This window comes from Mediterraneibacter sp. 210702-DFI.5.30 (genome assembly GCF_020560115.1).
Classification (GTDB): Bacteria; Bacillota; Clostridia; order Lachnospirales; family Lachnospiraceae; genus Mediterraneibacter; species Mediterraneibacter faecis.
On the sequence record NZ_JAJCME010000003.1, the window covers coordinates 249,141 to 265,933 of the forward strand.

Here is a 16,793-nt window from a genome sequence, read left to right on the forward strand (position 1 = left end):
AAAGGATTTTACAACTATGAATGCTAAAAAAATTGGATTTATCGGACTTGGACTTATCGGCGGCTCTATTGCGAAGGCAATCCGCCAGTATTATCCGGATTACGACATCATCGCATTCGATAAAAATAAAGAATCCCTTGCACTGGCAATCCAGGAAGGCACTATTCATACTTCCTGTTCATCCATTGATGACAATTTCAGGGGATGTAACTACATTTTCCTCTGTGCACCGGTCACTTACAATGCTGCCTATCTTTCCCAGCTGAAAGATCTCCTGGATGAAAACTGTATTCTCACAGATGTCGGAAGCGTGAAGACTTCCATCCACGAAGAGGTAATTCGTTTGGATATGGAAGCAAATTTCATTGGTGGACATCCGATGGCCGGTTCTGAGAAGAGCGGATTTATGAATTCCAAAGCTCATTTGATTGAAAATGCATACTATATCCTGACTCCTTCTGCTAAAGTAGCGGAAGAAAAAGTGGATGCTTACAAAGACTTTGTTTCATCTTTAAAAGCTCTTCCTGTTATTCTGGATTACCACGAGCACGATCATATTACCGGAACGATCAGCCACCTGCCGCATATTATTGCATCCACACTTGTGAATTTTGTACATGATACGGATTCGAAGGAAGGGATGATGAAAGCGTTGGCCGCAGGGGGATTTAAAGATATTACAAGAATTGCTTCTTCCTCCCCGGTCATGTGGCAGCAGATCTGTCTGAAAAACAGTGAGAACATCTCCCAGATCTTAGGTGAATATATTGAAGCTCTTTCGCATGCAAAGGATCTTGTGGATGAAGGAAATGAACCTGCCCTGTACGCTCTGTTTGAGAATTCCAAAGATTACAGGAACTCCATGCCGAACGGATCTGCAGGACCGATCAAAAAGCAGTTTGCACTTTATTGTGATATCATCGATGAAACAGGTGGAATTGCTACGATTGCCACAATTCTTGCAAGTAATAACATCAGTATCAAGAACATCGGAATCATCCACAACCGTGAATTTGAGGAAGGAGTTCTTCGTATTGAATTTTATGATGAAGATTCTGCAAACAGAGCTTCTGTACTTTTGCAGAAATACCGCTATGTCATCTATGAAGTCTGATAGCAGAAATGAGGAATAAGATTATGGAATTATGTAATATTACAGGATTAAAAGGAAAAGTTACAATACCGGGAGACAAATCCATCTCCCACCGCTGCATTATGTTCGGCTCGATTGCAAACGGAACGACGCAGATCCACAACTTTCTCTCTGGTGCCGACTGTCTCGCGACTATCCGTTGTTTCAGAGAGCTTGGTATTGAGATTGAAGTTGAGAGCGATTATTCTTCCGTTATCGTACACGGAAAGGGATTGCATGGACTGAGTGCTCCGGAGAAGATCCTTGATGTGGGAAACAGCGGAACAACAACGAGACTGATTTCCGGTATTCTCGCCGGACAGCCGTTTGACTCTAAATTGTCCGGAGATGAATCACTGAACTCCCGCCCAATGAAAAGAATCATTGAACCATTGACACAGATGGGCGCACATATTTCCAGTATTCTCCGCAATGGATGTGCCCCGCTTTATATTACCCCTGCGCAGCTTCATGGAATCCATTATGATTCGCCGGTTGCCAGTGCGCAGGTGAAATCCTGTCTGCTGCTCGCCGGTCTTTACGCAGATGGAGAGACCTCTGTCACAGAACCGAGTCTTTCCAGAAACCATACAGAATTAATGCTGAAAGAATTCGGTGCAGATATCCGCTCTACTTTTGAGATTGGTTCTTCCAAAGCAACCGCTATCATCCGTCCTTGTGAAGAACTTTACGGACAGGAAATCACAGTTCCGGGAGACATCTCTTCCGCTGCTTATTTCATTGCTGCCGGACTGATCGTCCCTGATTCTGAAATTCTTGTAGAAAATGTAGGAATCAACCCGACACGTGCAGGAATCTTGAGAGTATGTGAAGATATGGGTGGTGATATCACCCTCCTTAACGAACGTACAGAAGGTGGGGAAAGAATTGCAGATGTTCTTGTCCGCACAAGTAGACTGCATGGAACTACAATCGAAGGAGACATCATCCCAACTTTGATCGATGAGATTCCGGTTATTGCAGTTATGGCAGCCATGGCAGAAGGTACTACTATAATCAAAGATGCTGCCGAACTGAAAGTCAAAGAAACTGATCGTATTGAGACTGTAACAGATAATCTGAAAGCAATGGGCTGTGATGTAACACCTACTGAAGACGGAATGATCATCAATGGCGGAAGACCTCTTCATGGTGCTTCTATTCATACTTTGTTAGACCACAGAATTGCAATGGCATTCAGTATTGCTGCACTTGTTGCAGAAGGTACTACAAAGATTCTTGACAGTAAATGCGTAGATGTGTCTTACCCAACATTTTATGACACCTTTGAGCAACTGCTCTAAAAGAGTTGCTCAGACATTTTTCAACCACAAAGAGCTGAACAGAAGTTTTCAATATACTTCTGTCCAGCTCTTATTTACGCGAACAACGAGCCAAAGTCCGTGCTTGCACGAGACCTTGGCGACTGTCGCGATAACTTGAGAAACTCGCAGAGCGTGTTTCTCATAGTTTTTAACAGCCTCTAATTATCATTTTCTTTCAGTTCAACAAGCATCTCGCAAACGCTTTTTCCACTTATCGGATGGCGCTTATACGGAGCGATCTCTCCCAACGGTTCCAGCACGAATTTTCTCTTGTGCATCTCTACATGCGGAATACACAGATCCGCCTCTTCAAGAACAAGATCGTCATAAAAAATAATATCCAGATCTAATGTTCTCGGACCCCAGTGAATGATTCGCTCTCTTCCTGCTTCTTTCTCAATTCTGTTCAATTCAGCTAAAAGCTCATATGGATAAAGCAGCGTGCGAAGTTTCAGACAGCCGTTCAGGAAATCCGGCTGATCTGTCACTCCGTAGGGAGGTGTCACAAGATATTCAGATACGACCTCAACTTTACTTGTCGGAAGTTCATTCAATGCCTTTACTGCATTATCCAGATACATCTTACTGTCCCCAATGTTAGATCCTAACGCAATGTATGCTGTGTGCCAGCCACGCTCTATCTTCACGCTGACTGTTTTTAACGGAAGTCTTACAGGCGCCCATGGTTTCTTGATCTCTATAGATATTTTTTCTATTCTGTCCCACTCAAGAAGCAACGCTTCAGCCAGTTCTTCCGCTGCACGTTCTAATAACTGATAGGTATTTTTCTGTAAAAACTCAGTAATAAATGCACTAACTTCTCCGTAGTGGATGGACGCTGTCAGATCATCTGTTTTTCCCGCCATCCTGGTATCTGTAAAAAGCACTGCTGAGACAACAAACTTCTGTCCTAACGTATTTTCCTCCGGAAACACACCATGATTTGCAAACACTTCCAGATCTTCAATTCTGATTTCATCGAACTTCTTCTGCATCTGTCCTCTATACCTCATGTTCTCTCATTAATGCTCTTGTCATACGGATTGCTCTCTTATTCTTCTCCACATCATGAACACGGACAAATGCACAACCCTTCTGCACTCCGTAAACTGTTGTAACCATCGTTCCCTCTTCACGTTCTTCTACCGGAAGATCCAGTGTCAGACCGATCACTGATTTTCTTGAAGTTCCAAGAAGTACCGGATATCCAAGTTCTTTCATTATTTCAAGTTTATCAATAATTTCGAGATTCATCTCGTATGTCTTGCCAAATCCAACGCCTGGATCAAGAATGATCCTATCATCTGCAATCCCCGCGTCCTTCGCAATCTTCACACATTCTTTCATGTCATCCATAAAGTCTGCAAGGAAATTCTGATAATCTGTATTCTCGCGATTATGCATCAGACAACACGCTACTCCTGTTTTTGCTATCAATCCTGCCATCTTAGAATCATATTTTAATCCCCAGATATCATTCACAAGATCCGCGCCTGCTTCAATTGCCGCTGCTGCAACTGCACTTTTATAAGTATCAATCGATACCGGAATATCAAATTCTTCTTTGAGTTTTCGGATTACCGGAACAACACGCGCAATTTCTTCCTCTTCTGTAATCTGTACATGTCCCGGACGAGTTGATTCTCCACCGACATCAATGATGTCCACACCTTCCTGAATCATCTGCTTCGCATGTTCGATTGCACGATCCAATCCGTCGTATCTTCCTCCGTCAGAAAAGGAATCCGGTGTTACATTCAGAATTCCCATGATATAGGTATTTTTCTTCAGGTCAAATTCTTTTCCGCCAATTCTCATATCTCTATCTCCATATTCTTCTCTTCTTCCGTCCAGTTACACTGTTTCTGTGCCGGGCAGGAATGGCACATACGCGAGCGTTTGTCACTATCATAAAACAATTCTTCAATTGGTTCCATTCCCTCATGTTTTCTGCGATGACCACGGATAGCCCGAAGAATCTGTTGCTGTTCCTCTTCTGTAAACTGTGCATCTTCAGGTAATGTTGTTAAAATCTCTTTTGCAATCTTTTCACCTGCTACTTCATGTGGAATTGTCCATTTATATTGAAATGATTTTCCAATGTCATGAAGTACTGCTGCCGTATAGATCACATCTTTCTCAAACCCAAGGTTCTCTTCCAGATTTTTAATATATGCGATCCTTGCTACATCCAGAAGATGTGTCATCTGATGACAGCAAAAGATACGCTCCTTCTCTAACCGCTTGATTCTTCCATAATAATCCTGATAGATCCAGTGATGGACCACTTCGTTTAACCGATACATATTTTCCTGTTTCAAGTCTGTTCACTTCTTTTCCTTTACGTATTCTTTATCTTCCAAGCATACGGAAGAATCTTTCTTCTAATGTCGGGTCTGTCTCAAACACACCTCTCCGTGCCAACGTAACTGTCTGGCTTCCCGGTTTCTTGATTCCGCGCATTGTCATACACATATGCTCTGCTTCCACCATAACAAGAGCTCCCTTCGGCTGCATATACTCCATCAATGCGTCTGCAATCTGTCCTGTCAGCTGCTCCTGGAGCTGAAGTCTTCTTGCAAATACTTCTACCGTACGCGCCAGCTTACTCAGTCCTACCACCTTACCATCCGGAATATAGGCAATATGGGCTTTTCCATAAAAAGGCAGTAAATGATGCTCACAGGTTGAATAGAATGTAATATCTTTCTCTATCACCATCTCACTGCTTTCTACCGTAAATGTCTTCATAAGATGAACTCCCGCATCTTCTTCCATTCCACCATATATCTCTTCATACATTCTGGCGATCCTGCCAGGTGTATCTATAAGACCTTCGCGGTTCACATCTTCACCGATTCCTTCCAACAAAAGACGGACTGCCTGTTCTACTTTTTCATGATCTATCATTTTATATTTCTCTCCTATATCTCACTGCCGGTTATTCAACACGATCCGCTGAACCTCTCCAAGATAAGACAGGGATCCGCATGCAAGAATCACAGTTTTCTGTGCAATATCCTTGCCTTGGGTCATTGCCTCTTTACTTGCATCCTCAACAGCTGTTTCGATGGTCTGTTCAGCTTTCACTTTCTGACAATGTTTCTTCACTACTTCTGCCAGCTTTTCTGCCGGAAGCGTCCTCTCCTTATTTGGAAGACTAACAGTATATATACTTTCTGCCAACGGGCAAAGAATAGATGTGATTTTCTCATATTCTTTATCTTTAAAGACTCCCATGATAAAGATTTTCTTATAATCCGAAAAATAACGTTCTACCGTCACTTTCAGCTTTAATGCTGCGTCTTCATTATGCGCTCCGTCTACGAAAAATAACGGGGACTCTGACAGGCAGGTAAACCGTCCTGTCCATCTCGTCTTTGAAAGCCCCTCTCGCACCTGCGCTTCTGTAATTCGATACCCCAGTCTGTTCAGACAGCGGATAACTTCGAGCGCTGTTGCAAGATTCTCTCTCTGGCACTGGCCTGCAAGCGGACTATGCATCTTTTCATATTCTTTATAAGAAAATGTAATTCCGTGGTAGGAATCTTCAAAAATCATCATCTGTTCCGGCTGCGCTTCTGTGAAAGGACATCCTTTTTCTTCTGCAGTTTTTTTCAGAATCTCCCGAACATTTTCTTTCTGCTTCGCAGATACTACTGCACATCCAGGCTTAATGATTCCAGCCTTGTTCTGCGCAATCTCTTCCAACGAATCTCCGATCACACCAAGATGATCCACACTGATCGTTGCAAATGCTGCACACACCGGTGCTCCGATGATGTTCGTCGCATCCAGAATTCCTCCAAGACCGGACTCCAGTACGACCAGATCACATTTTTTCTTCTTAAAATACAGAAAAGCTATTGCCGTTTCTGCTTCAAAGACTGTCGGAGATTCCTCTCCGGCCGCCTCCATCCGGGCAATAGCTTCTTTTACATTCTCTGTCAATTCTGCAAATTCATCTTCCGGAATCCATGTTCCGTCAATCTGAATCCGCTCCAGATAAGAGATTACTGTCGGTGAGACATAGCGCCCGGTTCTGTATCCTGCCTCACTTAATATTGTTGAAGTGTATGCAAGCACAGATCCCTTGCCATTCGTTCCTGCAATGTGTATAAACTTTAAGTCATCCTGTGGATTCCCAAGCTCACGCAACAGACCTCGAATCGTATCTAAGCCAAGTACACTTCCGTATTTCGACATCTCGTCCAAATATACCCTTGCTTCTTTATAGGTCACGTTTTGTTCCCTCTCTATTCTTTTTTCTAATCAAACAGTCTTATAATACCACTATTCTATCTTTCTAACAAGTTCTAACAAAGTTTTTTTGCATCTGTTTTACATCTGATATAATAAAGCATTGCAAATACATGCGGCAATATTGCTTCCACCTTTTCTTCCCCGTGCCACGATCGACGGTGTATCTTCCAGACTTAAGATCAGTTCCTTTGACTGCACGACATTTACAAACCCTACCGGAACTGCAATGATTAATTCCGGATTAATCTTTCCTTCTTTGATCAACTCATAAAGCCGTACTAAAGCTGTCGGTGCATTTCCAACTGCAAAGATAGCCTCTCTTCCCAGTGCAGCTGCCTTATCCATACTTGCCACCGCTCTTGTTGTGCCATTCTTTTTCGCCATCTCTGCCACATCTTCATCCGACATAAAACAAAGCACTTCACTGCCATACTCTGCCAGACGTTTCTTATTAATTCCTGCTTTTCCCATCTGTGTATCTGTGATAATCGGCACACCTCTGCGGATAGCATCCTTTGCTTTCTCCACAACACCTTCTGTAAAAACAAGACTGTCCGCATACTCAAAATCAGCGCTTGTGTGAATACAGCGTTTCACGATCAGTTCTGTCTCCGGACAGAGAATCTTTCCCATCTCTTTTAATTCTTCTGTTATAATCTCAAAACTTCTCTTCTCTATTTCAGAAGGAAGTACCTGTTCTATCTCTGAAAGCATCCCTAATTTCCTTTCACTTTATTCTCTGCGGAATCCCACACACAATTCGTTCCACACAATCCGCCTGTTCTGCAAGTTCCGTCATGACACGCCCGTGAAATTCCCTGTATTCTCTTTCAAAATCATCGATAGGTACAAGACCGTATCCTATCTCGTCACTAATTAATAATTGAAGGCTTCTATTGTTCTCAAGTATCGTCAGTAATGCTTCCTTTGTTTTTCCTTCTAAAAGCCAGCGTCTTGTAAAAGAATTGAATTTATTGATTGCCACACAATTTCTGATTTCATCCAGCGAACAATTAATCCCATCTGTCAGCCCAAGTTCTGGATAAATTTTCGTTGCATATTGTGTTTTTCCCTGAAATGCACCACCTATAATTATATGAACTCTATTTTCTTTCTGACACATCACAAACTCTCCTGATTTGTTACTGTCCACGCCAGGTTTTTCTGTTCTATTGACTAGCGTATCCGGTTTCTTTTTCTGCTGTGCAATTCCATAAATAACTTCTGTCACCTGATCTGCCATCACTGCAATTTCACAGTTAATCCTTCCTAGAATCCTTTTGTATTCTTTCATCTCCGGCGAATCCGGAACCGATTCAGAAAACACTTCATTTGTCACAATCACCAGATTCGAACACTGTTGATTCAATTCTCGGATCCCTTCCAGAATGGCTTGATCTGCATAACATCCTGCACCGGATTCCATATACATTTCATTTGCCACGAGATTCGACATACATTCGAGAAGCACATCTGAGCCTTGTAATGATCCCTCTTCCAAATGTAGCTTAAGTCCTGTATACCACTCTAATGTCTCAAACCCTTTTCCTTTACGAAGAATACGGTGTCTTTCAATCTTCTTTTCTGTCTCTTCTCCATAAGGATACATGGTTGCAATATAAAAGAGAGGCTTCGGATCCTGCCTGTTCCATTCACAGATCCGGCTTTCCGCATAAGCTGATTTTCCGCTTCCGCTGCCTCCTGTTACTAACTCAAGCATTCTCCTTCACCTCTCCCTGAATTTATCAATTCAACCTGATCATAAACAAAGTATAGCATATAACAAACTTGCTGTGGGATTAAATTTCTTATAGTTCTATCACATCCAGATCATCCGGCACAAACAGATTTCCGTCATAATAAGCTTTGCCTTCTTCCAGATACAACTCCTGTCTGTGTTCAATATTCTTATCTTCTGTATGATACAGAATCAGATTCTCCACATTCAGGTCTGATGCCATCCCACATGCATCTTTTACTGTGGAGTGATGCTTCTCATATGGCTTGAATTCATCCACCTGTCCGTAGAGACAGAATGCCTCATGCAAGAGCCATGTACTGTTCTCAGCATATTTCTGCTCCAGTTCATTGTACGGCTCATCTCCGCAACAGGTCAGTTTCTCATCCTCATCTAACTGCATACAAAATCCAAACTGTTTTGCCTTTGTAGAATGAATATCGAAAAATGTTACTTTCTTTCCAATAATCTCACGTTCTTCTCCATCTTCTACTACGACCATGTGAAGACGATCATCTATATATTTCATCTCCTTCGCCGAAAGAACTTCACCTGCCATCTCTTTCAGAATACGGATTACTTCTTCGTGTCCGTAAATTGTAGCTTCTCCTTCGTATTTTCCTCTATTCATATTCTGAAGAATCATACGCATCATCCAGATAATTCCAAGAAGATGGTCGATATGCTTGTGTGTCACAAAAATATCTCTCATATCCATCCAGTTAAGTCCTGCTGCTTTTAACTGATGAAGAATCGTATTTCCGCCACCACCGTCTACCATAAAATGACGGTCGTCATCACTGATCACAAAGCATGTGTTATAACACTCCGTGACGGTTGCATTTCCTGTTCCAAGTATTGTAAGCTTCACTTTTTTCTCCTTTTTGTCTGACCTGACAGTTATTTTCCAAATCCAAATTCTTCATAATCTTCCGGCAGGAATCTATGGTAAATGATATGGCATCCTTCATCTTTAAAGCAATACCGGTAAGTATCCTCCGGATCATTTTCAAAGCAGATCATATAATCAAATTCATCGCTGTGCATCTCTTCGATCGTAATCTGAGCCGAATGCTGACGGAACAGTTCAAAGATATCTTCCATCTTGCAGCCATGATGAGAGATCAACCCGATCAGGTCTTTGATGAATTCATTCTCTTTCATATTATTATGTACATATTCTGCACCTTCCTCCGGAATATGAAAACAGAACCGCTCCCCCTTATTTGTCACTTCAACACTTCCAAGCTTCCCTTCTTCATACTCGGAAAACCGGCTCAATTTTTCCTGCATTCCTGTCTCATCCACATCTAACTGAAAGAAATGATTCAGAGAACTCAGCGGATAATACAGACGAATCTTCTCCTTACGGTAGCCCAGCTTCGCCTGTTCTTCCTTTATTACATCTATAATATTTTTCTCAAGTCTTGCAAAATCCATGATTTTATAATCCTTTTCATCTGAAATATATTTGGCTTCAAACAGTTTCTATTCTTTTTCTTCCGGTCTTTTATTATAGAAGAACATCCATGCCGCCATCGCGAGAATGATCACATATCCCAGCACACTGTACTTGTCCGGAACCTGTCCGAAAAGAAAGTATCCGAGAATCGTAGAGAAAATAATCTGTGAATAATCATAGATCGATATCTCTTTCGCAGGTGCATGATAATATGCTGCGGTAATTCCAAATTGTCCTCCTGCTGCCGCAAGCCCGGCACCAAGCAGTGCCAGCATCTGCGTTCCTGTCATCGGATGATAGTTAAACAGCAGATACGGAAGTGTCACGATGCAGGAAAACCCTGAGAAAAACAGAACAACAGAGCTTCCTTTCTGACCTCTCTGACCAAGAATCCTTACCATTGCATACGCAATACCAGCACCGATTCCTCCGCATAGACCGATCACTGACGGAAAGAGTTCCATATTTGTAAAGGTTGGCTTAATGATAAACAGGCTTCCGATAAATGCAACAAAAATTGCAATTGCCTGCGCCGGTTTTAATTTCTCTTTCAACAGAAGAAACGAAAATAAAATAACAAAAAACGGAGACATTTTGTTCAGCATAGATGCATCCGAAAGCACCAGATGATCTACTGCATAAAAATTACAAAGGATTCCCATCGTGCCAAATGTTGCACGCAAAACCATATAACCTAAGTTTCCCTTCTTGATTTCAAATCCGTCACCACTTCGCACGATCATTATAAGTGCAACAAAGAATGCAACCAGATTTCGGAAAAAGCTTTTCTGTATGGACGGCACATCCCCCGCAAGCCTGACACAGGCACCCATTAACGCAAATGAAAATGCCGATAATATAATAAAGCAAATTCCTTTATTTCTGGAACTCATGATTTCTAACCCCTTTTCTCTTATTACAAAACTACAATTTCAAACAAATTTCATCTCCTATTAGTATAATTTTCGTCTTACAAACTGTCAATCCAAAATATTGTAACTGTTCAGAGCCAAGCAAAATTTCAAAAAAAGGTATAAAATGCGTAGTATTTTGGAGGTTAGCTCTGAACAGTTACAAATTGTTTACAGAACAATATCATCCATCTTCTCAAATCCATTCATGGAATAAGATTCTATCATATTTCCGCTTACAAGATAGAATACGTCACCAATATACAGTCCTCTGCTGCCTTCATATCCGCTCAGCTGTCTGCTCATCACTTCTTTGAATCCTTCTGCCTCATCATACGTATACAACTGATAAGTCACTCCATCATGATAGGTAACAAACCCGAACAGATTCTTCTGAACATCTACAAATACACCTTTATAATTGTATCCTACATCTGTGCCATAGCTTTCTTCAATCGTATACTTATTTTCCTCTGTTACATTGGATGGATCTGTAACATTAAACATCGAAAGTTTCACACCTTCTGTTGTAAATCCATCTTCACTTACATCCATCCCTATGCCAAGCAGTTTTCCGTCTCCATATGGATGCAGATATTCGGAAAATCCAGGAATCTTAAGCTCTCCAAGAATCTTCGGATTCTCCGGGTCTGAAAGGTCTACCGAGAACAATGGATCCACCTGCCGATAAGTAACGAAATATCCTGTATCTCCCATAAATCTTGCGGAATAGATTGTTTCATCTTTTGCCAGATTGTGAATGGAGCCAATGATCTCCAGTTTGTCATTCAGTACATAAAGTGAATTTGTACCAGGTACCGCATCCTTTACATTTTCTGCCACATCCTTCTCAGTCACCTTACTTGCATCTGATTTATCCGATGTTCCGCTCTTATCAGCCGTCTCATCTGCGGTCTCATTCAATGGCATAATATCATCATTCGAATAAATTTCATCAATTGTTGTAACTAATCTAAGGTTTCCTTCATACTCGTCAATGCTGAAAGAATCGTTCAGCATTCCCTTGATCTTCGTCTGCGCAACACCAGCAAGCTTTCCGTCTGTATAAGAAATCTTGCGGATCAGCGTTCTGCTCACATCTGAATCTTCATAATAATTACTTGTAATATAAATATTATTTTCGCTTACATAGCACACATCTGAATAACCAAAGACTGCCTTACTGTCTGTTTTTTCTGACGGATCATCTAATGAAAATGCTGTAATGATCGTATATTCATTTCCTTCTGCTTCCTGTGGCATATAAATATTTTCCGCTTCAATAGATTTTCCCTGCACTTCCGGAATATACCACAGATCTCTTGCCGTAACATTGTCTTCATAAGGATGGAACTGACTAAGCACATAGACATATCCATCCACAATCCTGGATGTATTATATCCTCCGCTCTGTTCCATGTTACCGATCTCTTTCGGATTTGACGGGTCACTGGTGTCATATACCTGGACATACGTATTGCTCTCATAATATCCATCATAAGCTTCTGAAACTTTTGAATCCTCTGAATTTCCCACCTGTCTTCCTAATGTTCCAAACAGAACTAATTTATCATCCTGTACATAAATGTCTTCTACATAGCGTTCTGCATCCTGTTCGATCGAGGCCAGCTTTTCCATGGACCCATTGTCAATAGCTGTAATCGTCACAACACTCCGACACAGTGTATAAATGTTTTTTCCATCGGTTTTGACAATATCGGCTTCCCCCACGCCGTTCTCACGGACATTCGTATCCGAATACCCCCCCGTGTCACTAACATTACTGCTTTCTGCTGTTGCTGCATCTGCCGAAGACGCACTTTCATACAGTCCGATAGCCATACTGTTGTTATCCCGTGCCATCTGCTTATTATATTCTTTGATACATTTTTCAATTTCTTTATAATCTTTCGCTGTTGTAAGTGTCTGGGTTGTCTCTGTCTGATCTGCTGCTGATGCGATAGTCGCTGCATCTAATGTTTTGTTGTTTCCTTTGTTGATCTGCTTGATTCCAACTGTCGCTCCAACTATCACACAGACACATGCCGCCGCTGCGATCGGCACAATACGTTTCCAGTTCTTTTTCTTCTTTTGTGTTTTTGATCCCTGCTGCTTTTCTTCCTGTCTTGCCTGAAGCATTTTCTGAATTGCCTCCGGTTCCAGTGAGTCCGGAAGAATCACATCATCTGCCATCTGTCTCAAATCCTGCTCTAAACGATTTTCATCCTCAATCTTCTTGTTGTTCTTTTCTCTATTTTCTTCCATCTTTTCCGCCTCCTTCTTCTATTCTTTTTTCAACCCCATCTCTTATAAGATCATCCTGCTTCCAACATCTTACGCATCTTCCCAAGTGCCCTGCTTTTCTTTGATCGAACCGTTGCAGCATTCATCTCAAGTATCTGCGCGATTTCTTCACTTCCATATCCAGCGAACACAGAATACGAAAGTATCATACGCTCTTCCTCCTCAAGTCTTGCAAATGCTTCCTTCACATCAAAATGCTGCTCATAGTCCGGTTCATGTCCAGCCTCTGGTGTCTCTTCCTCTGACACATGATTTCCACGCTTTCCCAACATTTTTCTGCATTGATTTCCTAAAATTGTAAAAATCCAGCTTTTAAAACTACTCTCATTCTTGAGCTTCGCAATATTTTCAAATGCAGATATAACGGTCTCACTTACCGCGTCTTCTGCATCTTCTGTATGCTTCATCATATATAATGCGAATTTATACATTTCCTTGCAAACGCCGGCATATAACAGGGAAAATGCTTTCGTATCTCCATTCTTCGCCTTGCGAACCAATTCCTCTTTGAATTGTATTTCCCTTGAATTTTCTTTATCCTTCATTCGTTCCCTCCTCTCGAATCATCTTTTTCATTTGAAGATTCTTATAACCATTTTTATGAATCACCTGTATTGGTTCATGAAGTCTATGAATAGTTTCACATTATCTTTATTATAGGTTATATACACTAGAGTCTACAAATAGAAAAACTGTTGCAGATAAAAACTAAGAATTCCTTAATATTTTCATATGCAAAACAATAAAAAGACAGCGAGATACCGGTATTTTGTGTGTAACGCACAAAGTGAATTGACTTTTTTTGTACGCAAGAATAAAATAAAAGCGTTGATTTTGCATTTTATTGACTGTATTCTGACCAGATGCTATGATTTGTGCGTAAAGAACAAATAGCAACCTAACGGTAATGACATTATTTCAAATCATTACTATTAATGAGAAAAGAGGAATACGGTATGAAGGGTTCAAAATTATTTAAGAATGTAAGGCTAAAAGGTCAAAAAGAACTTGTTTCTATATTAGTTGAAGATGGAATTTTCAAAAAAATCGCAGCAGATATACCACAGGAAAAAACTATGGGATGTGAAGAAGTAGATTTAAATGGACAACTGGTGGTTCCACCATATGTAGATCCACATTTGCATCTTGATTATGTATTTACAGCAAGCCTTGGTGAGGAAAACGGATCGGGAACTCTTTTTGAAGGAATCCAGCGTTGGAGTGAATCAAAAGGAAATATGACTGTTGCACAGATGAAGGAACGTATTTACAGTGGAATAAGAAAAGAGATGCTACATGGTGTTCAGGCTATCCGAACACATATTGATGTGACAGATCCGACATTTACGGGTCTTAAAGCTGCACTTGAAGTAAAAGATGAAGTAAAAGATATCCTTGATCTGCAGATTGTTGCATTTCCTCAGGAAGGAATGTACGCATACAAGGGCGGTGACAAACTGGTAGAGGAAGGACTTAAGATGGGGGCTGACTGTGTTGGCGCGATACCTCATTTTGAACTGGCCCGAGAGTTCGGTGAAAAATCAATCCACAAGACAATCGAACTGGCTGTCAAATATAATAAGCTTATCGACGTACATTGTGATGAGACAGACGATACGCAGAGCCGCTTTTTGGAGTTGTTGAATGCATTGGCACTTATGGAAGGTATAGGCACAAGAACTACAGCCAGCCACACATGTTCCTTTGGTTCAGCGGATAATAGTTATGCATTCAGAATGATGAAGCTTTTCAAAAAATCAGGCATTAATTTCATCTCCTGTCCTACTGAGAATGTATATCTTGAAGGACGCCAGGATACCTATCCGAAGAGACGAGGAATCACAAGAGTAAAGGAACTTTATGACAATGGAATCAATGTATGTTTTGCACAGGATTCCATGTCCGATCCTTGGTATCCGCTTGGAAACGGAAATATGATGATGATTCTCGATCACGGAATCCATCTGGCACAGATGATGTCACCTGAAGAGATTACGAATGTTCTTGATCTTGTGACAACGAACGGAGCTGTGACCATGAATATTACAGATCACTACGGAATTGAGGAAAATAAGCCTGCAAACTTTATCGTGCTTGATGCAAAATCAGAATTTGAAGCAATATGTGAGAGAGCAGGAATCACTGCTTCTGTCAGACACGGTGAATTTTTGTTCAAAAAAATTCCTGCAAAGGTAACAGGAGCTATTGACCTGCTGAAATAAAAGGTGGGAAAACAATGTTTCAGTGCAAGGATCTTCTATCACTTACGACAATGTCACAGGCAGATGTAATAGCCGGATCGGGTGGCATGGAAAAGGGCATACGCTGGTCTTATAAGGCAGAGAATATTAATTTTGAGAAATGGGTACGTGGGAACGAACTTTTAATAGTAAGTGCTCCGGTAACACAGCGAAAAAATTTTGATCTGTATCAAACAATAAAAAAGGCAATTGAACTTAATATGTCGTGTGCTCTTTTATTGATGGGCGAGAATTATGTAACACAGATTAACGAAAAGGTAATAGATTTAGCAGAAAATAATGATTTTCCGCTTTTCACCATACCTTGGAATGTGCCACTTTTAGACTTTTTTGAGGAACTGGGACACGCCATATCATATCTAGATGACAGAAAAGATATAGAGGACAGTCTGCTTGCAGAGATTATTTTTGGAAACTGTACCAATACATCCAGTATCGAGCAGAAATGCAGGCAAATGGGAAATGATCCAGGAATGTTAGAACAGGTTTTCGTGTTACATCTATGTAAAAAAAGTTCGGAAGAGACATGCAATGAATTAAATCAGGGAATTACAAATGACAAGATAAGAAACTATGCACAGACTCTAAAAGAATATTTTGCTGAATGTGATTATCCTGCAATCATTTCCTGCTATGGCGACAGGATCATAGGTTTTATAAAAGACTGTACAGATGATCGCAGGAAGATAATAGAAATTTTTGAACAGTTTGGTGAGTTTTTGCAAAATGACCTGAACGGAATTGAATACACTCTCAACATAGGTGAAAAATGTGAAAGCATATCCAAATTGCAAAAGAGCTTTCATGAGACCTCTAAAACAAACTCCGTATTGGAGCATATTAACAGGAAAAATGAAATCATCTTCTATGATGAGATGGGATTTTACCGTATGCTGATGTCGTATGAAAATACTGCGCCAATGCAGCGATTTGCGGATGAAGTGCTTGATTCTATCATACAGTATGAGAAGAAAGCTCATACACAGTTGATGGAGACAATGTGGGCCTATTTCGAGTGTGACTGTAATCTGCAGAGAACAGCTGATAAACTGTTTTCACATAAGAACACTGTGAAATACAGATTACAGAGAGTAGAACAGCTTACAGGAAAGAGTTTTGCGAACAGATTCCAGAGTCAGGAGCTATACAATGCACTGATGATCTATTATTTTCTTGAGTAAGGAGATTTTCAGATATGTTACCAATTATCGGTAAGTAAATGTACAGCTGGAATAGCAACTATTAATGAACCTTGACAGCTTAACAGCATAAGCAGCTGTTCTAAACTCTTCTAGTGGAATTTTATGCCCTTTTGACGGTTGAGTGCGCGGTATTACGACTACATGGATCAATTTTCAAGTTCATGGTACAGTTATCAGTTTAAATATTGTTCTGTG

General features: G+C 40.8%; 16 protein-coding genes. 4 read left to right on the forward strand and 12 right to left on the reverse strand.

The window, feature by feature from the left end; genetic code table 11:
- Window positions 1-16 precede the first annotated feature (16 nt).
- Window positions 17-1,114 (forward strand): prephenate dehydrogenase, encoded by a 1,098-nt coding sequence (locus LI126_RS04820; RefSeq protein WP_117826206.1) that lies wholly within the window; start codon window positions 17-19, stop codon window positions 1,112-1,114.
- Between the two features lie 23 nt (window positions 1,115-1,137).
- The gene (aroA, locus tag LI126_RS04825; protein ID WP_055170874.1) at window positions 1,138-2,436 is read left to right on the forward strand and encodes a 3-phosphoshikimate 1-carboxyvinyltransferase; all 1,299 of its coding nucleotides are present in this window, start codon (window positions 1,138-1,140) and stop codon (window positions 2,434-2,436) included.
- Between the two features lie 179 nt (window positions 2,437-2,615).
- Here aroA and folK read toward each other — a convergent pair whose 3' ends face one another.
- From folK to LI126_RS04890, 12 genes are all read right to left on the reverse strand, one after another.
- On the reverse strand, window positions 2,616-3,452 hold the full coding sequence (gene folK, locus LI126_RS04830) for a 2-amino-4-hydroxy-6-hydroxymethyldihydropteridine diphosphokinase (protein ID WP_055171203.1): 837 nt from the start codon (window positions 3,450-3,452) through the stop codon (window positions 2,616-2,618).
- A gap of 7 nt (window positions 3,453-3,459) precedes the next feature.
- The gene (gene folP, locus LI126_RS04835; RefSeq protein WP_015527869.1) at window positions 3,460-4,275 is read right to left on the reverse strand and encodes a dihydropteroate synthase; all 816 of its coding nucleotides are present in this window, start codon (window positions 4,273-4,275) and stop codon (window positions 3,460-3,462) included.
- Window positions 4,272-4,763 carry an HD domain-containing protein gene (locus LI126_RS04840; protein WP_055171201.1) on the reverse strand — a complete coding sequence of 164 codons (492 nt, stop codon included), beginning with the start codon at window positions 4,761-4,763 and terminating at the stop codon, window positions 4,272-4,274. The genes folP and LI126_RS04840 overlap by 4 nt, the downstream gene beginning before the upstream one ends.
- A gap of 46 nt (window positions 4,764-4,809) precedes the next feature.
- On the reverse strand, window positions 4,810-5,367 hold the full coding sequence (folE, locus tag LI126_RS04845) for a GTP cyclohydrolase I FolE (protein ID WP_055170872.1): 558 nt from the start codon (window positions 5,365-5,367) through the stop codon (window positions 4,810-4,812).
- Window positions 5,368-5,388: 21 nt separating this feature from the next.
- Entirely contained in the window at window positions 5,389-6,699 is a 1,311-nt protein-coding gene (locus tag LI126_RS04850) for a bifunctional folylpolyglutamate synthase/dihydrofolate synthase (protein WP_055170869.1), read from the reverse strand.
- 99 nt (window positions 6,700-6,798) lie between these two features.
- Window positions 6,799-7,434: a precorrin-8X methylmutase gene (locus LI126_RS04855; protein WP_015527867.1), complete on the reverse strand. Its 636-nt coding sequence runs from the start codon at window positions 7,432-7,434 to the stop codon at window positions 6,799-6,801.
- Between the two features lie 13 nt (window positions 7,435-7,447).
- Window positions 7,448-8,440 carry a bifunctional adenosylcobinamide kinase/adenosylcobinamide-phosphate guanylyltransferase gene (locus LI126_RS15770; protein WP_331469870.1) on the reverse strand — a complete coding sequence of 331 codons (993 nt, stop codon included), beginning with the start codon at window positions 8,438-8,440 and terminating at the stop codon, window positions 7,448-7,450.
- Between the two features lie 88 nt (window positions 8,441-8,528).
- Window positions 8,529-9,329 (reverse strand): MBL fold metallo-hydrolase, encoded by an 801-nt coding sequence (locus tag LI126_RS04870; RefSeq protein WP_227164947.1) that lies wholly within the window; start codon window positions 9,327-9,329, stop codon window positions 8,529-8,531.
- 29 nt (window positions 9,330-9,358) lie between these two features.
- A complete protein-coding gene (locus LI126_RS04875; RefSeq protein ID WP_195937284.1) occupies window positions 9,359-9,898 on the reverse strand; it encodes a DUF3877 family protein in 540 nt (179 codons plus the stop codon).
- 48 nt (window positions 9,899-9,946) lie between these two features.
- Entirely contained in the window at window positions 9,947-10,813 is an 867-nt protein-coding gene (locus LI126_RS04880; protein WP_015527864.1) for a DMT family transporter, read from the reverse strand.
- 189 nt (window positions 10,814-11,002) lie between these two features.
- Window positions 11,003-13,096, reverse strand: a complete 2,094-nt coding sequence (locus tag LI126_RS04885) for a beta-propeller domain-containing protein (RefSeq protein WP_227164948.1) — start codon at window positions 13,094-13,096, stop codon at window positions 11,003-11,005.
- A gap of 50 nt (window positions 13,097-13,146) precedes the next feature.
- Complete coding sequence (locus LI126_RS04890; RefSeq protein ID WP_227164949.1) at window positions 13,147-13,680, reverse strand: RNA polymerase sigma factor; 534 nt, start codon at window positions 13,678-13,680, stop codon at window positions 13,147-13,149.
- 411 nt (window positions 13,681-14,091) lie between these two features.
- On the opposite strand from LI126_RS04890, the gene codA reads away from it, so the two are divergent.
- Both codA and LI126_RS04900 read left to right on the forward strand, forming a co-directional pair.
- Entirely contained in the window at window positions 14,092-15,357 is a 1,266-nt protein-coding gene (codA, locus tag LI126_RS04895) for a cytosine deaminase (protein ID WP_227164950.1), read from the forward strand.
- Window positions 15,358-15,371: 14 nt separating this feature from the next.
- Window positions 15,372-16,577: a PucR family transcriptional regulator gene (locus tag LI126_RS04900; RefSeq protein ID WP_227164951.1), complete on the forward strand. Its 1,206-nt coding sequence runs from the start codon at window positions 15,372-15,374 to the stop codon at window positions 16,575-16,577.
- Window positions 16,578-16,793 lie beyond the last annotated feature (216 nt).

Coding starts and splice junctions, on each gene's coding strand:
- LI126_RS04820 (WP_117826206.1), top strand. CDS start 17: ATGAATGCTAAAAAAATTGGATTTATCGGACTTGGACTTATCGGCGGC.
- aroA (WP_055170874.1), top strand. CDS start 1,138: ATGGAATTATGTAATATTACAGGATTAAAAGGAAAAGTTACAATACCG.
- folK (WP_055171203.1), bottom strand. CDS start 3,452: ATGCAGAAGAAGTTCGATGAAATCAGAATTGAAGATCTGGAAGTGTTT.
- folP (WP_015527869.1), bottom strand. CDS start 4,275: ATGAGAATTGGCGGAAAAGAATTTGACCTGAAGAAAAATACCTATATC.
- LI126_RS04840 (WP_055171201.1), bottom strand. CDS start 4,763: ATGTATCGGTTAAACGAAGTGGTCCATCACTGGATCTATCAGGATTAT.
- folE (WP_055170872.1), bottom strand. CDS start 5,367: ATGATAGATCATGAAAAAGTAGAACAGGCAGTCCGTCTTTTGTTGGAA.
- LI126_RS04855 (WP_015527867.1), bottom strand. CDS start 7,434: ATGCTTTCAGAGATAGAACAGGTACTTCCTTCTGAAATAGAGAAGAGA.
- LI126_RS15770 (WP_331469870.1), bottom strand. CDS start 8,440: ATGCTTGAGTTAGTAACAGGAGGCAGCGGAAGCGGAAAATCAGCTTAT.
- LI126_RS04875 (WP_195937284.1), bottom strand. CDS start 9,898: ATGGATTTTGCAAGACTTGAGAAAAATATTATAGATGTAATAAAGGAA.
- LI126_RS04880 (WP_015527864.1), bottom strand. CDS start 10,813: ATGAGTTCCAGAAATAAAGGAATTTGCTTTATTATATTATCGGCATTT.
- LI126_RS04885 (WP_227164948.1), bottom strand. CDS start 13,096: ATGGAAGAAAATAGAGAAAAGAACAACAAGAAGATTGAGGATGAAAAT.
- LI126_RS04890 (WP_227164949.1), bottom strand. CDS start 13,680: ATGAAGGATAAAGAAAATTCAAGGGAAATACAATTCAAAGAGGAATTG.
- codA (WP_227164950.1), top strand. CDS start 14,092: ATGAAGGGTTCAAAATTATTTAAGAATGTAAGGCTAAAAGGTCAAAAA.
- LI126_RS04900 (WP_227164951.1), top strand. CDS start 15,372: ATGTTTCAGTGCAAGGATCTTCTATCACTTACGACAATGTCACAGGCA.